Annotated in this window: 19 protein-coding genes; 18 read left to right on the top strand and 1 reads right to left on the bottom strand. The window is 69.6% G+C overall.

Annotation, left to right across the window (positions count from 1 at the left end; genetic code table 11):
• The first annotated feature begins 7 nt into the window (after positions 1 to 7).
• The 15 genes from priA (at position 8) to QH948_RS07280 (ending at position 16,661) form a co-directional block, all read left to right on the top strand.
• A complete protein-coding gene (gene priA, locus QH948_RS07350; protein WP_281143823.1) occupies positions 8 to 739 on the top strand; it encodes a bifunctional 1-(5-phosphoribosyl)-5-((5-phosphoribosylamino)methylideneamino)imidazole-4-carboxamide isomerase/phosphoribosylanthranilate isomerase PriA in 732 nt (243 codons plus the stop codon).
• The gene (locus tag QH948_RS07345) at positions 739 to 3,087 is read left to right on the top strand and encodes an SDR family oxidoreductase (RefSeq protein WP_281143822.1); all 2,349 of its coding nucleotides are present in this window, start codon (positions 739 to 741) and stop codon (positions 3,085 to 3,087) included. The genes priA and QH948_RS07345 overlap by 1 nt, the downstream gene beginning before the upstream one ends.
• Positions 3,088 to 3,103: 16 nt before the next feature.
• Complete coding sequence (locus QH948_RS07340; protein ID WP_281143821.1) at positions 3,104 to 4,624, top strand: lactate racemase domain-containing protein; 1,521 nt, start codon at positions 3,104 to 3,106, stop codon at positions 4,622 to 4,624.
• Complete coding sequence (locus QH948_RS07335; protein ID WP_281143820.1) at positions 4,621 to 5,412, top strand: lysophospholipid acyltransferase family protein; 792 nt, start codon at positions 4,621 to 4,623, stop codon at positions 5,410 to 5,412. The genes QH948_RS07340 and QH948_RS07335 overlap by 4 nt, the downstream gene beginning before the upstream one ends.
• Positions 5,413 to 5,456: 44 nt before the next feature.
• Positions 5,457 to 6,419, top strand: a complete 963-nt coding sequence (locus QH948_RS07330; protein ID WP_281143819.1) for a GNAT family N-acetyltransferase — start codon at positions 5,457 to 5,459, stop codon at positions 6,417 to 6,419.
• Between the two features lie 66 nt (positions 6,420 to 6,485).
• A complete protein-coding gene (locus tag QH948_RS07325) occupies positions 6,486 to 7,259 on the top strand; it encodes a YebC/PmpR family DNA-binding transcriptional regulator (protein ID WP_281143818.1) in 774 nt (257 codons plus the stop codon).
• Between the two features lie 19 nt (positions 7,260 to 7,278).
• Positions 7,279 to 7,791 carry a crossover junction endodeoxyribonuclease RuvC gene (gene ruvC, locus QH948_RS07320; protein ID WP_281146162.1) on the top strand — a complete coding sequence of 171 codons (513 nt, stop codon included), beginning with the start codon at positions 7,279 to 7,281 and terminating at the stop codon, positions 7,789 to 7,791.
• Positions 7,788 to 8,405: a Holliday junction branch migration protein RuvA gene (ruvA, locus tag QH948_RS07315; protein ID WP_281143817.1), complete on the top strand. Its 618-nt coding sequence runs from the start codon at positions 7,788 to 7,790 to the stop codon at positions 8,403 to 8,405. The genes ruvC and ruvA overlap by 4 nt, the downstream gene beginning before the upstream one ends.
• A complete protein-coding gene (gene ruvB / locus QH948_RS07310) occupies positions 8,405 to 9,442 on the top strand; it encodes a Holliday junction branch migration DNA helicase RuvB (protein WP_281143816.1) in 1,038 nt (345 codons plus the stop codon). The genes ruvA and ruvB overlap by 1 nt, the downstream gene beginning before the upstream one ends.
• Positions 9,443 to 9,515: 73 nt before the next feature.
• The gene (yajC, locus tag QH948_RS07305; protein WP_281143815.1) at positions 9,516 to 9,977 is read left to right on the top strand and encodes a preprotein translocase subunit YajC; all 462 of its coding nucleotides are present in this window, start codon (positions 9,516 to 9,518) and stop codon (positions 9,975 to 9,977) included.
• Positions 9,978 to 9,979: 2 nt separating this feature from the next.
• Complete coding sequence (secD, locus tag QH948_RS07300; RefSeq protein ID WP_438874083.1) at positions 9,980 to 11,596, top strand: protein translocase subunit SecD; 1,617 nt, start codon at positions 9,980 to 9,982, stop codon at positions 11,594 to 11,596.
• The gene (gene secF, locus QH948_RS07295; protein ID WP_281143814.1) at positions 11,596 to 12,711 is read left to right on the top strand and encodes a protein translocase subunit SecF; all 1,116 of its coding nucleotides are present in this window, start codon (positions 11,596 to 11,598) and stop codon (positions 12,709 to 12,711) included. The genes secD and secF overlap by 1 nt, the downstream gene beginning before the upstream one ends.
• Positions 12,711 to 13,253, top strand: a complete 543-nt coding sequence (locus QH948_RS07290) for an adenine phosphoribosyltransferase (protein ID WP_281143813.1) — start codon at positions 12,711 to 12,713, stop codon at positions 13,251 to 13,253. Before secF ends, QH948_RS07290 begins: the two co-directional genes overlap by 1 nt.
• Positions 13,254 to 13,257: 4 nt before the next feature.
• Positions 13,258 to 14,328: a potassium channel family protein gene (locus QH948_RS07285; RefSeq protein WP_281143812.1), complete on the top strand. Its 1,071-nt coding sequence runs from the start codon at positions 13,258 to 13,260 to the stop codon at positions 14,326 to 14,328.
• 56 nt (positions 14,329 to 14,384) lie between these two features.
• Positions 14,385 to 16,661 carry a RelA/SpoT family protein gene (locus tag QH948_RS07280; RefSeq protein ID WP_281143811.1) on the top strand — a complete coding sequence of 759 codons (2,277 nt, stop codon included), beginning with the start codon at positions 14,385 to 14,387 and terminating at the stop codon, positions 16,659 to 16,661.
• A gap of 73 nt (positions 16,662 to 16,734) precedes the next feature.
• On the opposite strand, the gene QH948_RS07275 is transcribed toward QH948_RS07280, so the two are convergent.
• Positions 16,735 to 17,979, bottom strand: a complete 1,245-nt coding sequence (locus QH948_RS07275) for a DUF349 domain-containing protein (protein WP_281143810.1) — start codon at positions 17,977 to 17,979, stop codon at positions 16,735 to 16,737.
• Positions 17,980 to 18,163: 184 nt separating this feature from the next.
• On the opposite strand from QH948_RS07275, the gene hisS reads away from it, so the two are divergent.
• The 3 genes from hisS (at position 18,164) to aspS (ending at position 22,412) form a co-directional block, all read left to right on the top strand.
• Positions 18,164 to 19,495, top strand: a complete 1,332-nt coding sequence (gene hisS / locus QH948_RS07270; protein ID WP_281143809.1) for a histidine--tRNA ligase — start codon at positions 18,164 to 18,166, stop codon at positions 19,493 to 19,495.
• A gap of 8 nt (positions 19,496 to 19,503) precedes the next feature.
• Complete coding sequence (locus QH948_RS07265) at positions 19,504 to 20,532, top strand: AI-2E family transporter (RefSeq protein WP_281143808.1); 1,029 nt, start codon at positions 19,504 to 19,506, stop codon at positions 20,530 to 20,532.
• Positions 20,533 to 20,600: 68 nt separating this feature from the next.
• Complete coding sequence (gene aspS / locus QH948_RS07260) at positions 20,601 to 22,412, top strand: aspartate--tRNA ligase (RefSeq protein WP_281143807.1); 1,812 nt, start codon at positions 20,601 to 20,603, stop codon at positions 22,410 to 22,412.
• Positions 22,413 to 22,425 lie beyond the last annotated feature (13 nt).

Genomic DNA, 22,425 nt, shown 5'->3' with positions numbered 1-22,425 from the left:
ACGTGTCGTGGAGAAGTTGCAGTTGTTGCCCGCCGTCGACGTGCAGGGCGGTCAGGCCGTCCAGCTGGTCCAGGGAGTCGCAGGCACGCAGAAGGAGTTCGGTGACCCGCTGACCGCGGCGCTTCGCTGGCAGGAGGGCGGCGCCTCCTGGCTGCACCTCGTCGATCTCGACGCCGCCTTCGGGCGAGGCTCCAACGCCGACCTCCTCCGCGACATCGTCGGCCGGCTGGACCTCAACGTCGAGCTGAGCGGCGGGATCCGCGACGACGAGACCCTGCAGCGCGCGCTGTCGACCGGCGCCCGCCGCGTCAACATCGGCACTGCCGCCCTGGAGAACCCACAGTGGTGCGACCGGGTCGTCGGCACCTACGGCGACCGCGTCGCCATCGGCCTCGACGTGCGAGGCGAGAACCTCGCCGCGCGCGGCTGGACCACCGAGGGCGGCCCGTGGATGGAGACGCTCGACCGCCTGGTCGCGGCAGGCTGTGAGCGCTTCGTCGTGACGGATGTCAACTCCGACGGCATGCTGACCGGCCCCAACACCGAGCTGCTCACTGCAGTCGCGCGGCGCAGCGGCCGCAAGGTCATCGCGTCCGGCGGCATCGCCACCCTCGACAACCTCCGCGACCTCCGCGCCCTGGTCGACGACGGCATCGAAGGGGCCATCATCGGGACCGCGCTCTACGTCGGGCGGTTCACCCTCGCCGATGCGCTGGCCGTCGCTGAGGGCGACGCGTGATGTCGACCCCTCCGGCGAGCACCTTCGGGACCGTCGACGGCGTAGCGTTGCACACGCCGCCGCTGCTAGAGGGCCGCATCCGCGACCTGCTGGCCGGAAGCAAGATCGTTATGACCGGCGTCACCGGTTTCATCGGCGAGCAGATGCTCTGGACCGTGTTGAGCGAATGTCCCGACACGACCACCGGCGTCATCGTCCGGCCCAAGGGCTCCGTGACGGCCCAGCAGCGCGTCGCCTCGCTGCTGAAGAAGAAGATCTTCGCCGACCTCGTGGCCGAGGCCGGCTCGGTCGAGCAGCTGATGGCCGACCGTGTCCAGGTCATCCCGGGTGACCTGCCCGACGTGCCGGAGCTGCCGCGAGACACCGACGTGCTCGTCCACTGCGCGGGCGATGTGTCCTTCGACCCGCCCATCGACCAGGCCTTCCGGACCAACGTCCTGGGGGCACGCTCGCTGCTGACGCGCCTGAGGGAGGCGTGCTCCGACGAGAACGGCGACCTGACACGCATCCCGCACTACGTGCACATCTCCACCGCCTACACGGCCGGCCGGCGCCGCGGCGCCATCCCGGAGGCCGCGCACATCCACACGATCGACTACGAGGCAGAGACGCGGGCCGCGCTCGCGATGGCCGAGCACGTCGAGGCCCGGTCGCGCACCGCCGAACAGCTCGCCGTGCTGCGCAAGGAGGCCGAGGCCGAGCACCGCCAGGCTGGCTACCTCACCACCAGCGAGGACACCGAGCGCCGCCGCAAGGAATGGGTCAAAGCCGAGCTGGTCAAGGCCGGCACCGAGCGCGCCCGCTCGCTGGGCTGGACGGACGTCTACACGTTCGCCAAGGCGCTGGGGGAGCGCGTCGTCGCGGACCTCGGGTCCGAGTTCCGGGTCTCCGTGGTGCGCCCCGCGATCGTCGAGTCCTCCCTGCGGTTCCCCTACGCCGGGTGGATCGAGGGCTTCAAGATGGCCGACCCGATCATCCTCGCCTACGGCCGCGGCCAGCTGCCCGAGTTCCCCGCCTCGCCCGACGCCGTCATCGACATCATCCCCTGCGACTACGTCGTCAACGCGATCGTCGCCGTTTGCGCAACGCGGCCCACTGTCGGTGAGCCCGAGTACTACCACCTGTCCTCCGGGGCCAGGAACCCGCTCACGTTCCGCGGCGTCTACGAGCAGGTGCGGCGCTACTTCTCGGAGCACCCCTACACCAGCGGTCAGGGGTCGACCCCGCTGGCGACCTGGACGTTCCCGGGAGCCGAGCCCGTCGAGAAGTTGATGTGGGTCGCCGACAAGGGCGTGAAGGTCGGCAACCGGCTGCTGAGCTTCGCCCCACGCGGTCGGCGGACCCGTACGTGGGCGACCGCCCTGGACTCCTCGCGCAAACAGCTCGACTTCCTCGGCAAGTACCTCAGCCTCTACGGCGAGTACCTGCAGTCCGAGCTGCACTTCGTCGACGACTGCACGCTGGCCCTGCACCGTTCGCTGCACGCCGACGACGCCGAGCGCTTCGGCTTCGACTCCGCGGACTTCAGCTGGGACCACTACCTGCAGGACGTGCACATCCCGGCGATCACCGACCCCGTCAAGCGGCTCGAGGCGGCCCGTAAGCGGCGCAACGCCAGGTCCACGACGTACCGGGACCTGAAGCCCACCGAGCCCGGCACGGTGCTCGCGGCCTTCGACCTCGACGGCACCGTGATGGCCACCAACGTCGTCGAGACGTACCTGTGGGCTCGGCTGCCCGAACTCTCCCCGCTCCGCCGGGCCGCGGAGCTCGCCCGGGTCGCGGCGCAGCTGCCGCTCTACCTGGGCGCCGAGCGACGCGACCGCGGCGTGTTTCTCCGCTCCATGTACCGCCGCTACGCGGGCGCCGACCTGGCCCGGTTGGAGGGCTTCGTCGACGACAGGCTGTCGCCGCTGATCCTCGACCGGATGTCCCCGGAGGCCATCCGACGGATCCGCGAGCACCGCGACGCCGGTCACACCACCATCCTGCTCACCGGCGTGATCCGCCCCCTGACGCGGCCCTTCGAGGGGCTCTTCGACACGATCGTCGCCGCGGAACTCGCGACGGACGCCGAGGGGAAGTGCACCGGGTTCCTCAGCGGCCCCCCGATGGTCGGGGAGTCGCGCTCGGCCTGGCTGGCCCACTACGCGCAGCTGCACGGCATCGACCTGGCGAAGAGCTACGCCTACGCCGACAGCCACGTGGACTACCCGATGCTTCATGCGGTGGGCAACCCGGTCGCCGTCAGCCCGGACATCCCGCTCATGCGGGAGGCCAAACGCAAGGGCTGGTCGATCGTCGAATGGCCAGAGATGTCGCCGCTGCCGCGGCTGAAGATGTCGTGAACGGAAAGGACGACTGATGTCACGCCCAGGATTCGTGCTGGAGGTCGACGCCAAGACCCCGCCGCTCATGACGATGTCGGGGGCGCTGCTGCGCCTCGAACGGCTCGGCGTCGGGACGCGGGTGGTCTACGGACCCGACGCCGACCGCTCAACCGACCCGGTCGGCCTGATCGACGCGGCGCTCCAGGCCCCGCTGGGGGTCGATCCGCTGGCCGCGCAACTGAGTCCCGCGACCAGGCTCACGCTCGTGCTGCTCGACTCGGACGCCCCGCTGCCGCGGCCGTACTTCGACCCGAGGCGGACGCTGGCCGAGCGGGTGCTGGAGCAGGCCGCGCGCGCCGGGGTCGATGACGTCGAGATCGTGGTCGCCAGCGGGCTGAGGCAGCGCTGGTCCGACGCCCAGGTCACCCGGGTGCTCGGCGACCGCGTCGCCACCTCCTTCCTCCCCGACGACCTGATCAGCAGCCACGACGTGACGGCGGAGACACTTGTCACCATCGGCGACATCGACGGGCACCCGGTCAGCGTCAACGCGCGCGTCGCGGACTCGGACCTGCTGGTGGTCATCGGCCTGCGCGCCGACCACGGGCAGAGCTGTCCGCTCGCCGAGGGCATCACGGATCTCGCCACCGTCAAGCGGCTCGGTTCCGCCGACAGCGAGCCGGAGTTCGGCCGCCAGGTCTGCGAGCTCATCGCCGCCCAGATCCCGGTCTTCTCCCTGGTGGCCGTCCTCGGCCAACCGCTGCTCAGCCACTCGCTGCGGTTCGCGTCGCGGCGGGAGTGGGAGTGGGGGCTCGCCGACCGGCTCGCCTTCGCCGGCGCCCGCCAGACGGTCGCGGCGCTGCCTCGCCGGGGGGCCCAACTCCTGCACGGCACCCCGCGCGCCGACTACGCCGTCATCGACGTCATCGGCGGCGCGCACACCGCGGTGATGGAGAACGCCCGCCAGGTGTGGCGGGCCGCCAACGGCGTGGAGGTCCCCGGCCCCGCCGACGTGCTGGTCACCCCCGTGTGGGGCGCCGCGATCGACGAGTCCGATCCCATCGGCAACCCGCTGGCCGCCGCCAGACACGCGCTTGTCACTCAGGCCGGATCGAACCTCGGCACCCCGTTCGTGCGCGAGGGCGGCGTGCTGATCGCCCAGCATCCGCTGCGGCACCGGTTCTCGAACCGGCGGCACAGCGCCGCGGCCGACTTCTTCGCGACCGTGCTGCCCCAGACGACCGACCCGGACGAGATCGCAGCGCGCTTCGAGCTCGCCGCCATCGACGACGCGTGGTATCTCGACCTGTACCGCAAGCGCTTCGCTCCGCACCCGCTGCGGGTGTTCCAGGACTGGTACGCCATCGCGCGCGCCACCGCCCCTCTCGCCGACGTGATCTGGGTCGGGGCCGACCGGCGCAGCGCCGCCGTGCTCGGGCACAGGGCCGCGAGCACCGCGGCCGACGCGCTGGAGATCGCGTCCGGGTCCGTGGGATTCAGCCCGTCCATCACCATGCTCCGCGGCGTCGGGCTGGTCGTCGGGGACGTGAAGTGAGCAGGGACCTGCCCAGCTGGGCCCAGCGGCGCAGTACCCGGCCGCGCCCTCGGCTCACCCTCCCGGCCGACCTGCTCGCCGCAGCCCGCCAGGCGATCTTCCGGCAGAAGCCCGCGGGCGCTCCCGCGCGAACCCGCCTCTCGCGGGAGATGTCGCCGCGCGCCGAGCTGATCGGGCGGCATCTCCTGCTGCGGGTCCTGAGCCTGCGTTTCGACATCGAGTTCGTCGGCTCGGGGAACCTGGACGGCCTGCGCCAGCCCTTCGTTTTCGGCGCAAACGAGCAGGGGGCGATGGACTACCACCTGTTCAGGCTCTCGTTGCCCAAGCGTCTCCGCCCCACGATGATCGCCCCCTCGCGGGCGCTCGCCCGGGGACGCAACGTTGTGGTGTTCACCGACGACCCGCAGGCGGGTCGCCTGGTGGGGGAGTTCTCGCCCGTGGCGGCCGGACTCGCAAACCAGCACAACGTCGCGATCGTGCCGATCGGCCTGGTCGGCACGTTCAAACTCAACGATCTGATCAAGCTGCCGGTGTCCACGAGGCCGAAGGTCTCCATCCGCATCGGTGCACCCATCTATGTGCGGGGGCGGCGCATCTCGCAGGCGACCGCGGAACTTCAGGGCACCGTCGAGCAGCTCGTGCACGAGGGAGACCTTAGCTGGTGGGACGTGGAGAAGCGGCGCGTCGCCCCCAGCGGAGCCCCGTCGCCCGAGCCGATTCCGCGCTGGCGCAGGCTCTGGGATCAGGCGGCCCCCACCGAGCAGGACGCCCGGCGGATCTGGTCCTGACCCGGCCGGGGCGAGCTATGGCCAGGGCCGGTACTGTGGTGGACATGGAGCCCTATGTCGAGCCGCATCTCACGTGGAGACTCCTCGAACCCTCCGACCTCGGCGACCTGGAGGCCTTCGGCGGCCAGCTCGACGCGCTGGACAACTCGGTGCTCTCGGCCATGGGCAAGGAGATCCCGACCTCCACGGACACGATGGTCCCCGAGCTGACCATCGGCGGGTGGGACGCGTACCGCTCCTTGTCGGCCTACGGCGCCGCCTACCGCGACCCCGCCCCAGGGCGGGGGCTGCGGCTGTTCCTGCTCGGCGGGGTGCACCCGGTGTACCGGCATCTCGGGATCGGCGGGAAGATCCTCCAGTGGCAGGTCAGCCAGGCGGCCACGTGGCGCGACGCCAACCACCCGGGGGAGCCTCTGTGGCTGGGCTGCTACTTCGAGCTGGGCCGACCCGGGCTGGACAGGATCGCCGGCCGACTCGGCTTCGCCCGGGAGCGCTACTACTACGACCTCGTGCGCGACCTCGATACGCTGCCCCGGGAGCGCCCGACGCCGGCCGGGGTGCGCATCGAACCATTCTCGCCCCAGCACAGCGAGGAGGTCCGCGTGCTGCACAACGAGGCCTTCTCCTCCATCGGGGGCGGAGAGGTCGCCGCCTCCGACTGGGCCGCGCGCATCGCCGACGACGACTTTCGTGCCGAGTGGAGCTTCCTCGCCTTCGACGAGCACGACGCACTCATCGGCTACGAGATGAGCTCTGCAGACGTCAACGAGGAGACCGGCGCCCCGGCCGGCTGGACCGAGAGATTCGGAGTCCGGCCCCGGGACCGGGGACGTGGGGTCGCGCTGAAGCTGCTCAGCGAGGCGCTGCGTGCGATGCGCGCGGACGGCTGCCGTGAGGCGGGCATCGGCATCGACACGCCCGACGGGCTGGCCCTGTCCCGCCTCGTCGCCGACCTCGGCTACACAACGCGCGACGCCGTGCAGCTCCTGAGCAGGTCACTTCCCTGACGCTTCGGTAGGATCGACCGGTAGCAGTTAGCCAAGTTCCCATAAAGACGAGAAGGTGGGGTCCGTATGAGCGGGCATTCCAAGTGGGCCACGACCAAGCACAAGAAGGCCGTGATCGACGCGAAGCGCGGCAAGCTCTTCGCCAAGCTGATCAAGAACGTCGAGGTCGCCGCGCGGCTCGGCGGCGGTGACATCTCCGGCAATCCCACCCTGTACGACGCGATTCAGAAGGCCAAGAAGTCCTCTGTCCCGAACGACAACATCGACCGGGCGGTCAAGCGCGGCTCCGGCGCGGAGTCCGGAGGCGCCGACTACGAGACGATCATGTACGAGGCCTACGGCCCGGCCGGTGTCGCGATCCTGATCGAGTGCCTCACCGACAACCGCAACCGCTCGGCATCCGACGTCCGCGTGGCCGTCACCCGCAACGGTGGCACCATGGCCGACGTGGGCTCCGTCCAGCGACTCTTCGCCAGGAAGGGCGTCGTCACCGTGCCGAAGGTCTCGGGCGGCAAGGAGATCTCCGAGGACGAGGTCCTAGAGGCGGCGCTGGAGGTCGGCCTCGAGGAGGTCAGCGACTCGGGCGACGAATGGGAGGCCCTCAGTGACCCCAACGACGTCGTGGAGGTGCGCAAGGCCATCGAGGCCGCGGGCCTGGACTACGACTCCTCGGAGGTGCAGTTCGTCGCGTCCTTCGGCCAGAGTGTCGACTCCGTCGACGTGGCGTCGAAGATCTTCCGCATCATCGACGCGCTAGAGGACTCCGACGATGTCCAGAACGTCTACACGAACGTCGACCTGACCCCCGAGGTCGCTGCGGCGCTCGAGGACGAGGACTGAGCACCCTGCCATGCGCGTGATCGGCATCGACCCCGGGCTGACCCGCTGCGGGGTCGGTGTTGTCGAGGGGACCCTCGGCAGGCCACCCAGGCTGGTGGCCGTCGGCGTGGTGCGTACCTCGACGGGGTTGGACCTCGCCCGCCGGCTGCTGGCCCTCGAGGAGGGGCTGGCCGCCTGGTTCGACGAGTACCGCCCGGAGGCTGCCGGCATCGAACGCGTCTTCGCCCAGCACAACCTGAACTCCGTGATGGACACCGCGCAGGCCTCGGGGGTCGCGGCAGTCTCCGCGGCACGCCGCGGCCTGCCCGTGACCTTCCATACCCCGAGCGAGGTCAAGGCGGCCGTGACGGGCTCCGGCACGGCCGACAAGGCACAGGTGACGCAGATGATCACCCGGATCCTCAGGTTGGCCGAGGCCCCCAGGCCCGCGGACGCCGCCGACGCGCTCGCGGTGGCCGTCACCCAGATCTGGCGCGGCGGCGCCACCAACCGCTATGCCGCGGCTGTCGCGGCAGCGAAGGGGAAGCGATGATCGCCCAGCTGACCGGTACCTGTGTCCGCGCAGGTGCCACCACCTGCGTGCTGGATGTGGGCGGCGTGGGCTACCTCCTGCACGTCACGCCCGCTACCGCGGCGTGTCTCAGGCCGGGGGAGCAGGTGATGCTCGCCACGTCCCTCATGCTGCGGGAGAATGCCGTGACGCTCTTCGGGTTCGCCGACGAGCACGAGCGGGACGCATTCGAACTCGCGCAGTCGGCCTCGGGCGTCGGACCGAAGCTCGCGCTGGCTATCGTGTCGGTGCTCAGCCCCTCCGAGCTGCGCCGCGCCGTGCAGAGCGAGGACCTGGCCCGGTTGACGGCCGTGCCCGGCATCGGGCGCAAGGGTGCGGAGAAGATTGTGATCGAGCTGCGGGACAAGGTCGTCACCCTCGTCGACGCGGACTCGCCCGAGCCGCAGGAGTCTCCCGCGGAGCAGGCCCAGGAACTGTGGCGTGCGCAGGTCAGCGACGGCCTGCAGGGGCTCGGCTGGTCCGCCCGTGACGCGGAGGCAGCCTGCGACAACGTGGCCCACCTGGTCGACGAGACGCCCGACGTCGGCGTGGCGCAGCTGCTGCGCGCCGCCCTGAACTCGCTGGCCAGGCGCTGATGGACGACTCCGCCGTCGACCCGCACGCCACCGTCGAGGAGCGCGACTATGAGGCAGCGCTGAGGCCCCGCTCGCTTGCCGAGTTCGAGGGCCAGCCCCGTGTCCGCGAACAGCTCGGTCTCGTGTTGGATGCCGCCCTCCACCGCGGCACCGCGCCGGACCATGTGCTCCTGTCCGGGCCCCCCGGGCTGGGCAAGACCACCCTGGCGATGATCATCGCCGCCGAACTTGGTGTCGGGCTCAGGATCTCGTCGGGGCCGGCCATCCAGCACGCCGGCGACCTCGCCGCCATCCTGTCCGGCCTGGCCGAGGGTGACGTGCTCTTCCTCGACGAGATCCACCGCCTTTCCAGGCCCGCCGAGGAGATGCTCTACCTGGCGATGGAGGACTACCGGGTCGACGTCATCGTCGGCAAGGGTCCCGGCGCGACCGCGATCCCCATCGAGCTTCCCCCGTTCACGCTGGTCGGTGCCACGACGCGCGCCGGCATGCTGCCCGGCCCGCTGCGCGACCGCTTCGGTTTCACGGCGCAGCTCGACTTCTACGACCCGGCCGACCTGGCCTTCATCGTCGGCGCCTCCTCGTCGAAACTGGGCATCCGCATCGACGACGACGCGCGTGTAGAGATCGCCCGCCGCTCGCGGGGCACGCCCCGGATCGCCAACCGGCTGCTGCGCCGCGTGCGTGACTTCGCTCAGGTGAAGGGGCACGAGGTCGCGACACGCGACGTCGCCCGGGCCGCGCTGGAGCTCTACGAGGTCGACGAGAGGGGGCTCGACAGGCTCGATCGCGGCGTCCTGGATGCCCTGATCAGACTCTTCGACGGCGGCCCCGTCGGGCTGTCGACGCTCGCGCTGAGCGTCGGGGAGGAGATCGAGACGGTGTCAGAGGTCGCCGAGCCTTTCCTGATCCGGGAGGGGATGCTCGTGCGCACGCCCCGCGGCCGGATCGCGACCAGGGCCGGCTACCGGCACCTCGGAGTGAGGCCCCCGTCGACCATGCCCGCGCTGTTTGACGACGACCCCGGCACCCCGTGAACCGCCCTTGAGCGGAACACAGAGCGCTCGGCTATCCTGAGCGCTGGCCCTGACCAACATCGGAAGTGACCCCATGGAACTCATCATCATGATGATCGCGCTGTTCGCGATCATGTATTTCCTCATGATTCGCCCGCAGCAGAAGCGCATGAAGGCCGACCAGGAGATGCGTTCGTCGCTTGCCGTCGGCGACCGCGTACTCCTGACCTCCGGCATCTTCGCGACCATCTCGCACCTCGGTGAGCGCCAGTTCATCGTTGAGCTGGCCCCCGACCTGGAGGTGACGATCCTCAAGGGCAACGTCGCACGCAAGGTCGAGCCCTCCGACGAGGAGTTCGAGTTCACCGACGAGGTCGCCGCGACCGAGCCCGCCGACGAGCTGGCGACCGGCGACGTGATCGTCCCGGACGACGCCTCCTCGCTGACCGCCGACGCCGCCCCCGAGGCGGCCGAGCCGGCCGAGACCTTCGACCCCACGCCGGCGCCGGGTGAGGGCCTTGCCGACGAGCAGCCGCGTACCGAGGACAACAAGTAGCAGTGGCCACCTCCGCGAAGCGAGGACGCCCAGGAGTCGTCCTCACAGTCTTCCTCCTGATCATCGTCGGCCTGTACCTCATCATGGGCCTGACGAAAACCTGGGCCCCGAAGCTGGGCCTCGACCTGCAGGGCGGTCAGACCATCACGCTGACCGCCACCAGCGAGAACGTGACCCCCGAGTCGCTCGAGCTGGCGCGCAACATCATCCAGCAACGCGTCGACGGCCTCGGCGTCGGCGAGGCGACAGTGGCGGTGCAGGGCGACCGGCGCATCGTGGTCTCCGCACCGAACGTGACGAGCGACGACCTGGTGGAGCTGGTGGGCGCCACCGCGCAGCTGAGCTTCCGCCCGGTGCTCCAGTCCGGGGCCGGCACCGGCCCGTCGGACGACGCGGACGCCGTCCCCGGACTGCCCACGCCCGCGCCGAGCCCGGAGCCCTCCGCCTCCGCGGACGGGCCCTCGGTGGACAACGAGCAGCTCTCCATCGACGAGGTGCTCGCGTACACGGCGACCGAGGAGGACCTCGAGAACTTCGCGAACTTCGTCTGCGGCGACACCGTCGTGGACGATCCCTCCAGGGCCATCGTGGCGTGCGACGACGAGGGCACCTACAAGTACCTCCTCGGCCCCACGGCCGTCCTCGGCACCGAACTGGATACCGCCGCGTACGGCATCCCGACCGGCGACCTCTCCTACGTGGTGACCCTGTCGCTCAAGTCGACGGGGGCCGAGCAGTTCAAGCAGCTGACCGGCGCGCTCCTGGACAAGACGAGCCCCGAGAACCTGTTCGCGATCGTGCTCGACGGCATCGTCGAGTCCGCGGTCGAGCCGCAGGTGCAGATCACCAACGGCGAGGCGCAGATTAGTGGCTCGTTCACCGCCGACTCCGCGGCCTCACTGGCAAACGTGCTGAAGTACGGCTCGCTGCCCGTGAGCTTCGAGCCAAGCCAGGTCGAGACCGTCTCCGCGACGCTCGGCGGCGAGCAGCTGCGCGTCGGCATCATCGCGGGCCTCATCGGCATCGCGGCCGTCGCGCTCTACTCCTTCATCTACTACCGCGGCATGGGCATCGTGGTCGTCGCCTCCCTCGTGGTGGCCGCCTCCGCGACCTACGCGATGATGGTGCTGCTCGGCTCCGCGGTCGGGTTCTCCCTGAGCCTCGCCGGCATCGCCGGCGCCATCGTCGGTATAGCCGTGACGGCGGACTCCTTCGTCATCTACTTCGAACGGATACGCGACGAGATCCGCGACGGCCGCAGTCTGCGCTCGTCGCTGGTTTCCGGCTGGGAGAAGGCCCGCGGCACGATCATCATCTCCGATGCCGTGTCGCTGCTGTCTGCCGTGATCCTGTTCATCGTCGCCATCGGTTCGGTGAAGGGCTTCGCCTTCACGCTCGGCCTGACCACGATGATCGACCTGGCCGTCGTGTTCTTCTTCACCAAGCCGCTCGTGCAGCTGCTCGGCCGGACGAAGTTCTTCGGCGAGGGCCACAAGTGGTCCGGCCTGGATGCTGAGCACATGGGCGTCAGCCGCGACTCGCTGCTCGGTCGGCGGCTGCGTCGCCGCACCCCGGTCACTCACGACGTCACCGCGACCCAGACCACTCAGGAGGCGTGATGTCGACCCCCAAGATGAGCATCGCCCACCGGCTCTACACCGGCCACCTCTCGTACGACTTCATCAAGCACCGTAGGCAGTGGTTCATCGTCTCCGGCGTGCTGGTGGTGGCGAGCATCCTGCTGCTGCTGGTGCGAGGACTGACGCTCGGTATCGAGTTCACCGGCGGTACAGATTTCCAGGCCCCGATGAAGATCGAGGCAGGCACGGTGGACGCCGTCCGGGCACAGGCGGCCGACCTCACGGTCTCCGACCTGGAGCCTCAGGTCTTCTCGCTCGGCGAGACGGCCATCCGCATCCAGACCCGCACGCTCGACACCGAGGAGCTGCAGACGACCCGCGCCGAGATCGCCCAGATCGCCGGCGTGGACAGCTCCGAGGTGGCCTACAACGCCATCGGCGCGTCCTGGGGCAAGGAGATCTCCCGGCAGGGCGTGATCGCGCTGCTGGTGTTCACCGTGCTGGTCATGCTCCTGATCGCCGTGTACTTCCGGGACTGGAAGATGTCGATCGCGGCGATCGTGGCCGTGGCCCACGACCTGATCGTCACCGTCGGCGTCTACGCGGCGGTGGGATTCACCGTCACGCCGTCGACCGTGATCGGCGTGCTCACGATCCTCGGCTACTCGCTCTACGACACCGTCGTGGTGTTCGACAAGATCCGTGAGAACGTGCACGGGCTCGAGGAGACCAACCACACCTACTCGGAGCAGGCGAACCTGGCGGTCAACCAGGTCATTGTCCGCTCGATCAACACTACCGTCATCGGCATCATCCCGGTCGTCGCGCTCTTCGTCGCCGGGACCTGGCTCCAGTCGGCTCAGCTTGCCGACCTCGGCCTCGCCCTGCTGGTCGGCATGATCGCCGGCGCCTACTCCTCGCTGTTCATCGCCGCCCCGCTGCTCGCGTGGCTGCGGGAGCGGGAGCCCGGCATGGTCAAGCACCGCGAGCAGATCCAGCGTCGTGCAGAGCGTGCGGAGCGCAAGGCGGCCCAGCGCGAGGCCGAGGCCCTTGCCCTGGCGACCGCAGGAGGTCCCGCGCCGGTCGAGACCGCACCGCGGCAGCAGCGTCGAACCTCCGGCAGCCGAGCCGAGCGGAAGGGGCGGAAGAAGTGATGTCGACACGCGAGTCCCGCGTCGAGAGGGTCGCGTCACTGATCCGTGACGTGCCTGACTTCCCGAGCCCCGGGATCATGTTCAAGGACATCACGCCGCTGTTGAGCAACCCGATCGGATTCCAGGCCGCGATCACGGAGCTGGTGACGAGCGCGCCGCGCCCCATCGACACCGTCGTGGGGATGGAGGCGCGCGGGTTCATCTTCGCCGCCCCCGTCGCGCTGGCTCTCGGAGCCGGGTTCGTGCCCGTCCGCAAGCCCGGCAAGCTGCCGGGAGACACGGTCAGCGCCAGCTATGAGCTGGAGTACGGCGAGAACACGCTCAGCATCCACCGCGACGCGGTGCGGCCCGGCGCCCGCGTGATGGTGGTCGACGACGTGCTCGCCACCGGCGGCACCATCGGAGCGACCGCCGCGCTGGTGCGTGGACTCGGCGCCGTGGTCGCCCAGGTGAGCGTCGTGATGGAACTGAGCTTCCTGAACGGCCGCGACAAGCTGGCGGAGCTCGGCATCGACAACTACTCCGCTCTGGTGACAGTCTGAGCCCATGGCAAAGCTGCGTTCCAGGGGCGAACTCATGTCCCTGGTCTCCATGCCGAGGATCGAGACCTCGCCGTTCAAGGAACTTGCACGGCGAGGCCTCTTCGCCCTCCTCCTGCTGTTCGCCATCACGGGGATGGTGTGGCTCGACCGTGGCTCCTACATCGACAACACGGCCGCCGACGGCGTCTCGCTGATCGACGCGCTGTACTACGCGACCGTCACCGTCACCACCACCGGCTACGGGGACATCACCCCCATCACGGCGCACGCCAGGTTGCTCAACGCGCTGGTCATCACGCCGCTGCGGGTAGCCTTCCTCGTCGTGTTGGTCGGCACCACCATCGAGGTGCTCGCGAACCAGGGCAGCCGCAGCATCCGGGACTCGATCTGGAGGAAGAAGATGCGCAACCACGTCGTCGTCATCGGCTACGGCACCAAAGGCCGCAGCGCCGTCAACACGCTGCGCAGGCAGGGCGAGACGGCCGAGCGGATCGTCGTCATCGACTCCGATGCCGTCGCGGTCAACGAGGCCAACATCGACGGGCTGGCCGCCTTCCAGGGCGACGCCACCCGCAGGGAGCTCCTGAGGCGGGCGGAGGTCAGCAAGGCCCGCCAGGTCATCATCTGCCTCGATCGCGACGACGCGGCGGTGCTGGCGACGCTGACAGTGCGCCAGCTGAACCCGACCGCCGGCGTGATCGTCGCCGTAAGGGAGCAGGCCAATGTTCCCCTGGTCAAGCAGTCCGGGGCCTCATCGGTGGTCACCAGCTCCGAGACGGTCGGCCGCCTGCTCGGCCTGTCCGCGATCGGGCCGGACATGGGCACCATCATCCAGGACATGCTGACCGGAGGGGAGGGGCTCGAGGTGCACCAGCGGCTCGCCGAGGCCTCCGAGGCCGGGCAGCCGCCTTCCGCGGTCCAGGGTGAGCGCGTCATCGGCGTGGTCCGCAACGGGACGCTGCGCCGCTTCTACGACAAGACGGCCACCCGCATCGAGGTGGGCGACGAGCTGATCGTGGTGCGTCGCGCCCAGCCGCCGAGCAACCGTGACGTGCTGCGCAGGGACGAGGACTGAGTTTCGGCACCGCGGGCGGTTCGGAGCGGGGTTGCCGGACACACTAGAGTGGGCGCATGGCTGAAGAGGCGGCGCCCACCGGTGCTTCCCGGCTCGTGACCGGGCCCGAACAGCCGCGCCTGCGGATGCGACATCGGCTCGCGCGGCTCGGAGCGGTGCGCTCCAAGTCGGCGGTCCTCGACCCGCTCTTCCGCATCGTCAAGTCGAACCATCCGAAGGCCGACCTCGCCATCCTCGAGCGCGCCTACCGGGTCGCGGAGCGCTACCACGAGGGCCAGACGCGCAAGTCGGGGGACCCGTACATCACGCATCCGCTCGCCGTCGCCACCATCCTGGCCGAGCTCGGCATGACGGAGCCCGTGCTCGTCGCCGCGCTGCTGCACGACACCGTCGAGGACACTGAGTACACGCTGGAGGACCTGCGCGCCGAGTTCTCCGACGAGGTCGCTCGGATGGTCGACGGCGTCACGAAGCTCGACAAGCTCACCTACGGCGAGACCGCGAAGGCCGAGACCATCCGCAAGATGATCATGGCCACCAGCGAGGAGGTGCGCGTGCTTGTCATCAAGCTCGCGGACCGCCTCCACAACATGCGCACCATCGGCTACCTGCGTCCGGACAAGCGCGTCCGAATCGCCACCGAGACCCTCAACATCTTCGCGCCGCTTGCCCACCGGCTGGGCATGAACACCATCAAGTGGGAGCTCGAGGACCTCTCCTTCGCCACGATCGAGCCGAAGATCTACGCCGAGATCGTCGAGATGGTCGCGCAGCAGGCGCCCGGCAGGGAGCGCTACCTCCGCGAGCTGATCGCCGAGTTCCAGACGATGCTTGCGGAGTCCAAGATCCAGGCCACCGTCTACGGCCGACCGAAGCACTACTACTCGATCTACCAGAAGATGATGGTTCGCGGCCGCGACTTCCGCGACATCTACGACCTCATCGGGCTGCGTGTCCTGGTGGCCGACGTGAAGGACTGCTACGCCGTGCTCGGCGTGGTGCACGCGGGCTGGAAGCCGGTGCCGGGCCGGTTCAAGGACTACATCGCGGGCCCGAAGTTCAACCTGTACCAGTCGCTGCACACCACGGTGCTCGGACAGAACAACGAGCCGGTCGAGTTCCAGATCCGCACCTACGAGATGCACCGCCGCGCCGAGTACGGTGTCGCGGCCCACTGGAAGTACAAGGAGGACCTGCGCCACGGCGTCACGCCGGAGGAGGCGGGCCTCAAGGCGATGCACCAGCTGTCGGTGATGAGCAAGGAGACCGAGGACCCAGGAGAGTTCCTCGACTCTGTGCTGTTCGAGATCAACTCCGACGAGATCTACGTCTTCACGCCGAAGGGCGAGGTGATGGCCTTGCCCGTCGGCGCCACGCCCGTCGACTTCGCTTTCGCCGTGCACACCGAGATCGGCTACCGCACCATCGGCGCGCGCGTCAACGGCAGGCTGGTGGCACTCAGCACCCCGCTGCAGCAGGGTGACAAGATCGAGATCCTCACGTCGAAGGCGGAGGGTGCCGGGCCGAGCCGAGACTGGCTGAGCTTCGTCGTCAGCTCGCGGGCGCGACAGAAGATCAAGGCCCACTTCTCGCGCGAGCGGCGCGACGAGACCATCGAGCAGGGCAAGGAGATGCTTGCCCGCGACCTGCGCCGCACTGGCCTGCCGATGCAGCGGCTGCTGACGCTCGAGAACCTCACCGCGGTGGCGAACGACCTGGGCCACAAGGACGTGCCCTCCCTCTACGTGGCCATCGGCGACGGCCAGGTCGGCGCCCAGTCGGTTGTCGAGAAGCTCGTGCAGCTGCACGGCGGCGAGGAGGAGACGGCCGACACAGTCACGGAGGATGTGGTCGTCACCCGGCGACGACGCCCCGTCCGCGACGGCGCACACATTCTGGTCGACGGCGACGACTCCATGCAGGTCAAGCTCGCCAAGTGCTGCTACCCGCTGCCCGGCGACGACATCGTCGGCTTCGTGACGCGCACCGAGGGCGTCAGCGTGCACCGGGCCGACTGCACCAACGTGCCGGCGCTGATGAAGCAGCCCGAACGCTTCGTGAAGGTGGAGTGGTCCGGCATCGAGCAGGGCAGCACGTTCCTCGTGACGGTGCAGATCGAGGGCATCGACCGCGCCCGCCTGCTCTCGGACGTCTCGGCCGCGCTGTCGGAGCAGCACGTCGACATCCTGAGTGTGAACATCTCCAGCAACCGGCAGCGCCAGTTCACCGGCAAGTTCACGTTCGAGTCGGCCGACCCGACCCACCTGCAGCACGTGATGAACCAGGTCCGCCGCGTCCCCGGCGTCTACGACGTGTACCGGGTCAGCGGCTGATCCCCGACAGGACCCACAACGCCGCGGGGCCGCCGACCGGAGAAGGTCGGCGGCCCCGCCGGGTCTGGTCAGGTCAGCGGGTGAAGTCCTCGAGGGTCGCCTTTGCCTGGTCGAGCCAGGAGGTGTAGGTCTCGATGGACTTGGCCGCGTCGCGTGCCCTGCGGGCGTCGCCCTTGGCCTCCGCAGCGGCGAGGTCCTTGTTCAGTTTCTCGATCTGGGCGCTGAACATCGCGACGGTGTCCTCGGCACGCTTGCGCGCCTCGGGATCCGTGCGCTTCCACTCGGCAGCCTCCAGGTCGGCGATCTTCGAGCCGAGGGAGCGGACCTTGTTGTCCAGGTCGCGCATTGCCTGACGCGGCACGTGACCGATCTCGGAGAACTTCGAGAGGAACTCGCGGTGGATGCCCTTTGCCTGCTCGACGTCGGTGACGCCCTCGAGGTCCTTTGTGACCTGCTCGACGAGAGCCTGCTTGGCGGCCAGGTTCTCGCCCTGCTCGCCGTCGACCGCGCTCTGCGCGGCGGTGCGGGCGTCGAAGAACCGGTCCTGGATCGCCCGGAACTTCGCCCACAGGGCGTCGTCGTCAGCGCGGCGGGCGCTGCCGGCTGCCTTCCAGCGGGCCATCAGGTCACGGAACGCACCCGAGGTGGCACCCCAGTCGGTCGAGTCGGCGAGCGGCTCGGCCTCGGCGATGATGGCCTCCTTGACGGCCTTCGCGGAGTCACGTCGGGTGTTCAGCTCGGCGAAGTGCGCCTTGCGCCGGCGGGTGTACTGCGTGCGCGCCGAGGAGAACCGGTGCCACAGGTCGTTGTCGGTCGCGCGGTCGATGCGGGGGAGCGCCTTCCACTCCTCCAGCAGGACCCGGAACCGGTCGACCCCGCCGCGCCAGTCGTTGCCGGCGGCCAGCGTCTCGGCCTCGGTGACCATGGCCTCCTTGGCGGCGGCCGTGGCGGCGTGCTGCTCCGCCTTGGCGGCCTTGCGCGCCTCGATCTGTGCAGGCAGCAGCTCGCCGATCGCGTCGAGGCGACGCAGCAGCGCGTCCAGGTCGCCGACGGCGTTCGCCTCCGCGACGGAGCCGCGGGCCGTCGCGATGGCGGCCTTCGCCTCCTCGGGGCTCATGGCGTGCGCGTCGACGCGCGACTCGAGGAGGCTGACCTCCGCGGCCAGGTTCTCGTAGCGACGGACGTAGAACGCCATCGCCTCTTCGGGGGTGGAGTCGGGGATCTGCCCGACACTTCTTTCGATGCCACCCTGGGTGACGTAGACCGTTCCGTCGGGATCGACGCGGCCGAAGTCGGAGGGCGCTTGCAGTTCGCTCATGACCCCAATCTATCCCGATCCGCCGACACGGCGCTCACCTGGCCCACCCCTGTTTCACGCGCGTGCGTGAAACTGTTACGCCGTCGTGACCGGAATCCGCGTTCGACGGGGCGCTCCTCGCGGCGCCTGACGCGGCGGTAGCATGGCCGCGATGTACCCACCCGAGAACCTGTGAGGTCCCGCCTTGGCACGCCCTAAGCCGCTCAGTGGCTTCCCCGAGTTCCTGCCCGCCGGCCGATTCGTCGAGAACCGCGTCCTCGACATCGTGCGGTCCACGTTCGAGCTGCATGGTTTCGCACCGATCGAGACCCGCGCGGTGGAGCCACTGGACCAGCTGGCGCGCAAGGGGGAGATCGACAAAGAGATCTACGTGGTGCGGCGCCTGCACGCGCAGGAGGGTGAGGCCGACGAGCTCGGCCTGCACTTCGACCTCACCGTTCCGTTCGCGCGCTACGTGTTGGAGAACTCCGGGCACCTGCAGTTCCCGTTCCGCCGCTACCAGGTGCAGAAGGTGTGGCGCGGTGAACGCCCGCAGGAGGGCCGGTATCGCGAGTTCACGCAGGCCGACATCGACATCGTCGGCCAGGGAGCTCTCGCCGCGCACCACGACGTGGAGATCCCGCTCGTGGCGATCGACGTCTTCGAGCGGCTGCACCGCGAGCTCGGCGTTCCTCCGGTCACGATCCACGTCAACAACCGCAAGCTCTCGGAGGGCTTCTACCGCGGACTCGGCATCGAGGACCCGGCGCAGGTGCTGCAGCGCGTCGACAAGTACGACAAGATCGGCCCGGCCGCCGTCACGGCGCTGCTGACCGACGAGCTCGGGCTGACCGCAGCCCAGGCGGATGCGTGCGTCGCGCTGGCCGGCATCAGCGCCACCGACGACTCCTTCGTCGACGCCGTCCGCGCGCTGGGCGTCACCGGGGAGCTGTTGGACGAGGGACTCGCCGAGCTGGCGTCCCTGATCCGCGTCGCCCGGGCCTCCGCCCCGGGCCGCGTCGTCGTCGACCTCAAGATCGCCCGCGGCCTCGACTACTACACCGGCACCGTCTACGAGACCCTCCTCGAGGGATCCGACAAGCTCGGGTCCGTCGCCTCGGGCGGCCGCTACGACTCGCTCGCCTCCGACGGGAAGACCACCTTCCCCGGCGTCGGCTACTCGTTCGGCATCACGCGCATCCTCGCGCCGCTGATCGGCAGGGGTCAGCTCACGGCCAACCGTTCGGTACCGTCCGCGGTGCTTGTCGCCGTCGACGCGGAGGAGACCCGCGAGGCCTCCATCGCGGTCGCGGCCCGGCTCCGGGCCCGCGGGATCCCGGTCGAGGTCGCCCCGAAGCCCGACAAGTTCGGCAAGCAGATCCGCTACGCCGAGCGTCGCGGCATCCCGTACGTGTGGTTCGGCGCCGGTCACGACGACTCGGTCAAGGACATCCGCTCCGGCGACCAGACGTCGGCCTCGCCCGACAGCTGGGCCCCTCCCGAGGCGGACCTGCGCCCGGGGATCGTCGCCGGCTAGGGCGCGCCGTGGATGACGTGCGGCTGCGGAGGCTCGGCCGCAGCAGCTGGGCGCTGCTCGGAACCATCGTGCTCGTCGTGGTCGCCGCGGCCGCGATCGGCGCGATCAGGGGCATCGTCGTCCCGCTCGTGGTCGCGGTGATCGTCGGCGTCGTCCTCGAGCCGCTCGTCGAGTGGCTCGAGCGGCGCGGCCTGACGCCGACGCTCGCCACCGTGGTGTCGCTGCTCGTCGCGGTCGCGGTCGCCGTCGGCGTGCTCCTGATCGTCGTGTGGGGATTCCTGCGCCAGCTGCCCGAGATCTCGGCGCAGCTCATGCTCGGCTGGGTGTCCCTCGTGGAGTGGGCGAGGGGGCTCGAGCTGGACGCCGTGTGGCTCGAGCGCGCGAGGCTGGCGGTCCAGGACTCTGTGCCCGCCGTCAGCCAGGGCATCCTCGGTGCCGTGTCGAGCACCTTCTCGGGCCTCCTCTCGTTCGGCGTCGGCACGTTCTTCGCGATCTTCTTTCTCTTCTTCGTGCTGCGCGACGCGCGCACCTTCCCGCAGTGGCTGGCCCGCGTGACCCGGCTGGAACCGGACGCGGTGGACGCGGTGACGTCGGCGGCGAAGGACTCGATCCGCGGCTACTTCAAGGGCATCGCAGTGACGGCGCTGATCACGGCACCGATCTTCATGGTCCCGCTGCTCCTGCTGAAGGTCCCGCTGGCCGTCCCGATCTTCATCCTCTACTTCTTCCTCTCCTTCATCCCGTTCCTCGGCGCCTGGCTCACCGGCGCCTTCGCGATCCTGATCGCGTTCGGCACCGGCGGGGCGTCCGCGGCGCTGATCGTGGCGCTGTCGCTGCTGGTGTCCAACGGCACCGTCCAGAGCGCCGTCAGCTCGTGGGCCCTCGGCTCATCGCTGCGGATCCATCCCGTCGCCGTGCTCCTCGCGACGCTCGTCGGCGGGACCATCGCCGGCACGCTCGGCATGATCCTGGGCGCCCCGCTCGTGGCGGCCTCGATGCGCGCCGCCGAAGCGCTGAAGGGGATTCGGCGTCAGTAGCGCGGGGCCGATATCATGGCCGTCGCGAGCTGCACCGTCTATGCAGCCGACGACGAGAGGAATATGCCGTGATCCGCACCCATGAAGCCGGAACGCTCCGCGCCGCAGACGTTGGCAAGGAGGTCGTCCTCGCCGGGTGGGTGGCCAAGCGTAGAGACCACGGCGGCGTCGCCTTCATCGACCTGCGCGACGCCTCTGGCATCTCCCAGATCGTCGTGCGCGACGAGTACCTCGAATCGGCCGGCATCCACGACCTGCGCAACGAGTTCTGCATCAAGGTCACCGGTGTCGTCGACGCGCGCACCCCGGAGAACGTCAACCCGAACATCCCCACCGGCGAGGTCGAGGTCGCGATCCGCGAGCTGGAGGTCCTGAACCCCGCCGCGCCGCTGCCGTTCCAGATCGACGAGCGCTCCGGCGTCGGCGAGGACGCACGACTCAAGTACCGCTACCTCGACCTGCGCCGCCAGCGCCAGCACGACGCCATGGTGCTCCGCTCGGACGTGACCCACACCATCCGCGAGGTCCTCGCGGCGCGCAACTTCTACGACATCGAGACGCCGACGCTGACCCACTCCACCCCGGAGGGCGCCCGCGACTTCATCGTCCCCGCCCGCCTGCACCCCGGCAAGTGGTACGCGCTGCCGCAGAGCCCCCAGCTCTTCAAGCAGCTGCTGATGGTCGCCGGCATGGAGCGCTACTACCAGATCGCCCGCTGCTACCGCGACGAGGACTTCCGCGCCGACCGCCAGCCGGAGTTCACCCAGCTCGACATCGAGATGAGCTTCGTCGACCAGGACGACGTCATCGCGCTCGGCGAGGCCGTCATGGCCGCCTGCTGGAAGCTCATCGGCGTCGACATGCCCACGCCGCTGCCCCGCATGTCGTGGCACGACGCGATGGACAACTACGGCTCCGACAAGCCCGACCTGCGCTTCGATCTCAAGATCCGCGAGCTGACCTCGTTCTTCTCCGACACGCCGTTCCGCGTGTTCCAGAACCCCTACGTCGGCGGCGTCGTCATGCCCGGCGGGGCCTCGCTGCCCCGCCGCCAGTTCGACGCCTGGCAGGAATGGGCCAAGCAGCGCGGCGCCAAGGGCCTCGCCTACATCACCGTGGCTGAGGACGGCACGCTCGGCGGCCCCGTCGCCAAGAACATCTCCGAGGCCGAACGCGAGGGCATCGCCGAGGCCATGGGCGCCAACCCCGGCGACGCGATCTTCTTCGCCGCCGGCGCCCGCGAGGCGTCCCAGGAGCTGCTCGGTGCGGCCCGCCTGGAGATCGGTCGACGCACCGGCCTGATCGACGAGAGCGCGTGGAGCTTCCTGTGGGTCGTCGACGCGCCGATGTTCAAGTCCACGGCCGACGCCGTCGCCTCCGGTGACGTCGCGGTCGGCGAGGGCACGTGGACCGCCGTGCACCACGCCTTCACCTCGCCGAAGCCCGAGTCCCTCGACACGTTCGACACCGACCCCGGCTCCGCGCTCAGCTACGGCTACGACTTCGTCTGCAACGGCAACGAGGTCGGTGGCGGCTCGATCCGTATCCACCGTCGCGACGTGCAGGAGCGCGTGTTCAACGTGATGGGGATCGGCGCCGAGGAGGCGCAAGAGAAGTTCGGCTTCCTGCTCGACGCGTTCAGCTTCGGCGCCCCGCCGCACGGCGGCATCGCCTTCGGCCTCGATCGCCTCGTCATGCTGCTCGGCGGCTTCGAGACGATCCGCGACGTCATCGCGTTCCCGAAGAGCGGCGGCGGCTTCGACCCGCTGACCGAGGCCCCGGCCGAGATCTCCGTCAAGCAGCGCCGCGAGGCCGGTGTTGACGCGAAGCCGGAGAAGAAGGGCGACGCCGAGAAGAAGGTCGTGGCCCCCTCGGCCTGATCCCACAGACGAA

The sequence above is a fragment of the Tessaracoccus lacteus genome, from assembly GCF_029917005.1.
GTDB lineage: Bacteria > Actinomycetota > Actinomycetes > Propionibacteriales > Propionibacteriaceae > Arachnia > Arachnia lactea.
Note: the sequence above shows the minus strand (reverse complement) of the source record. Positions and strands in the feature narration are given on the sequence as shown.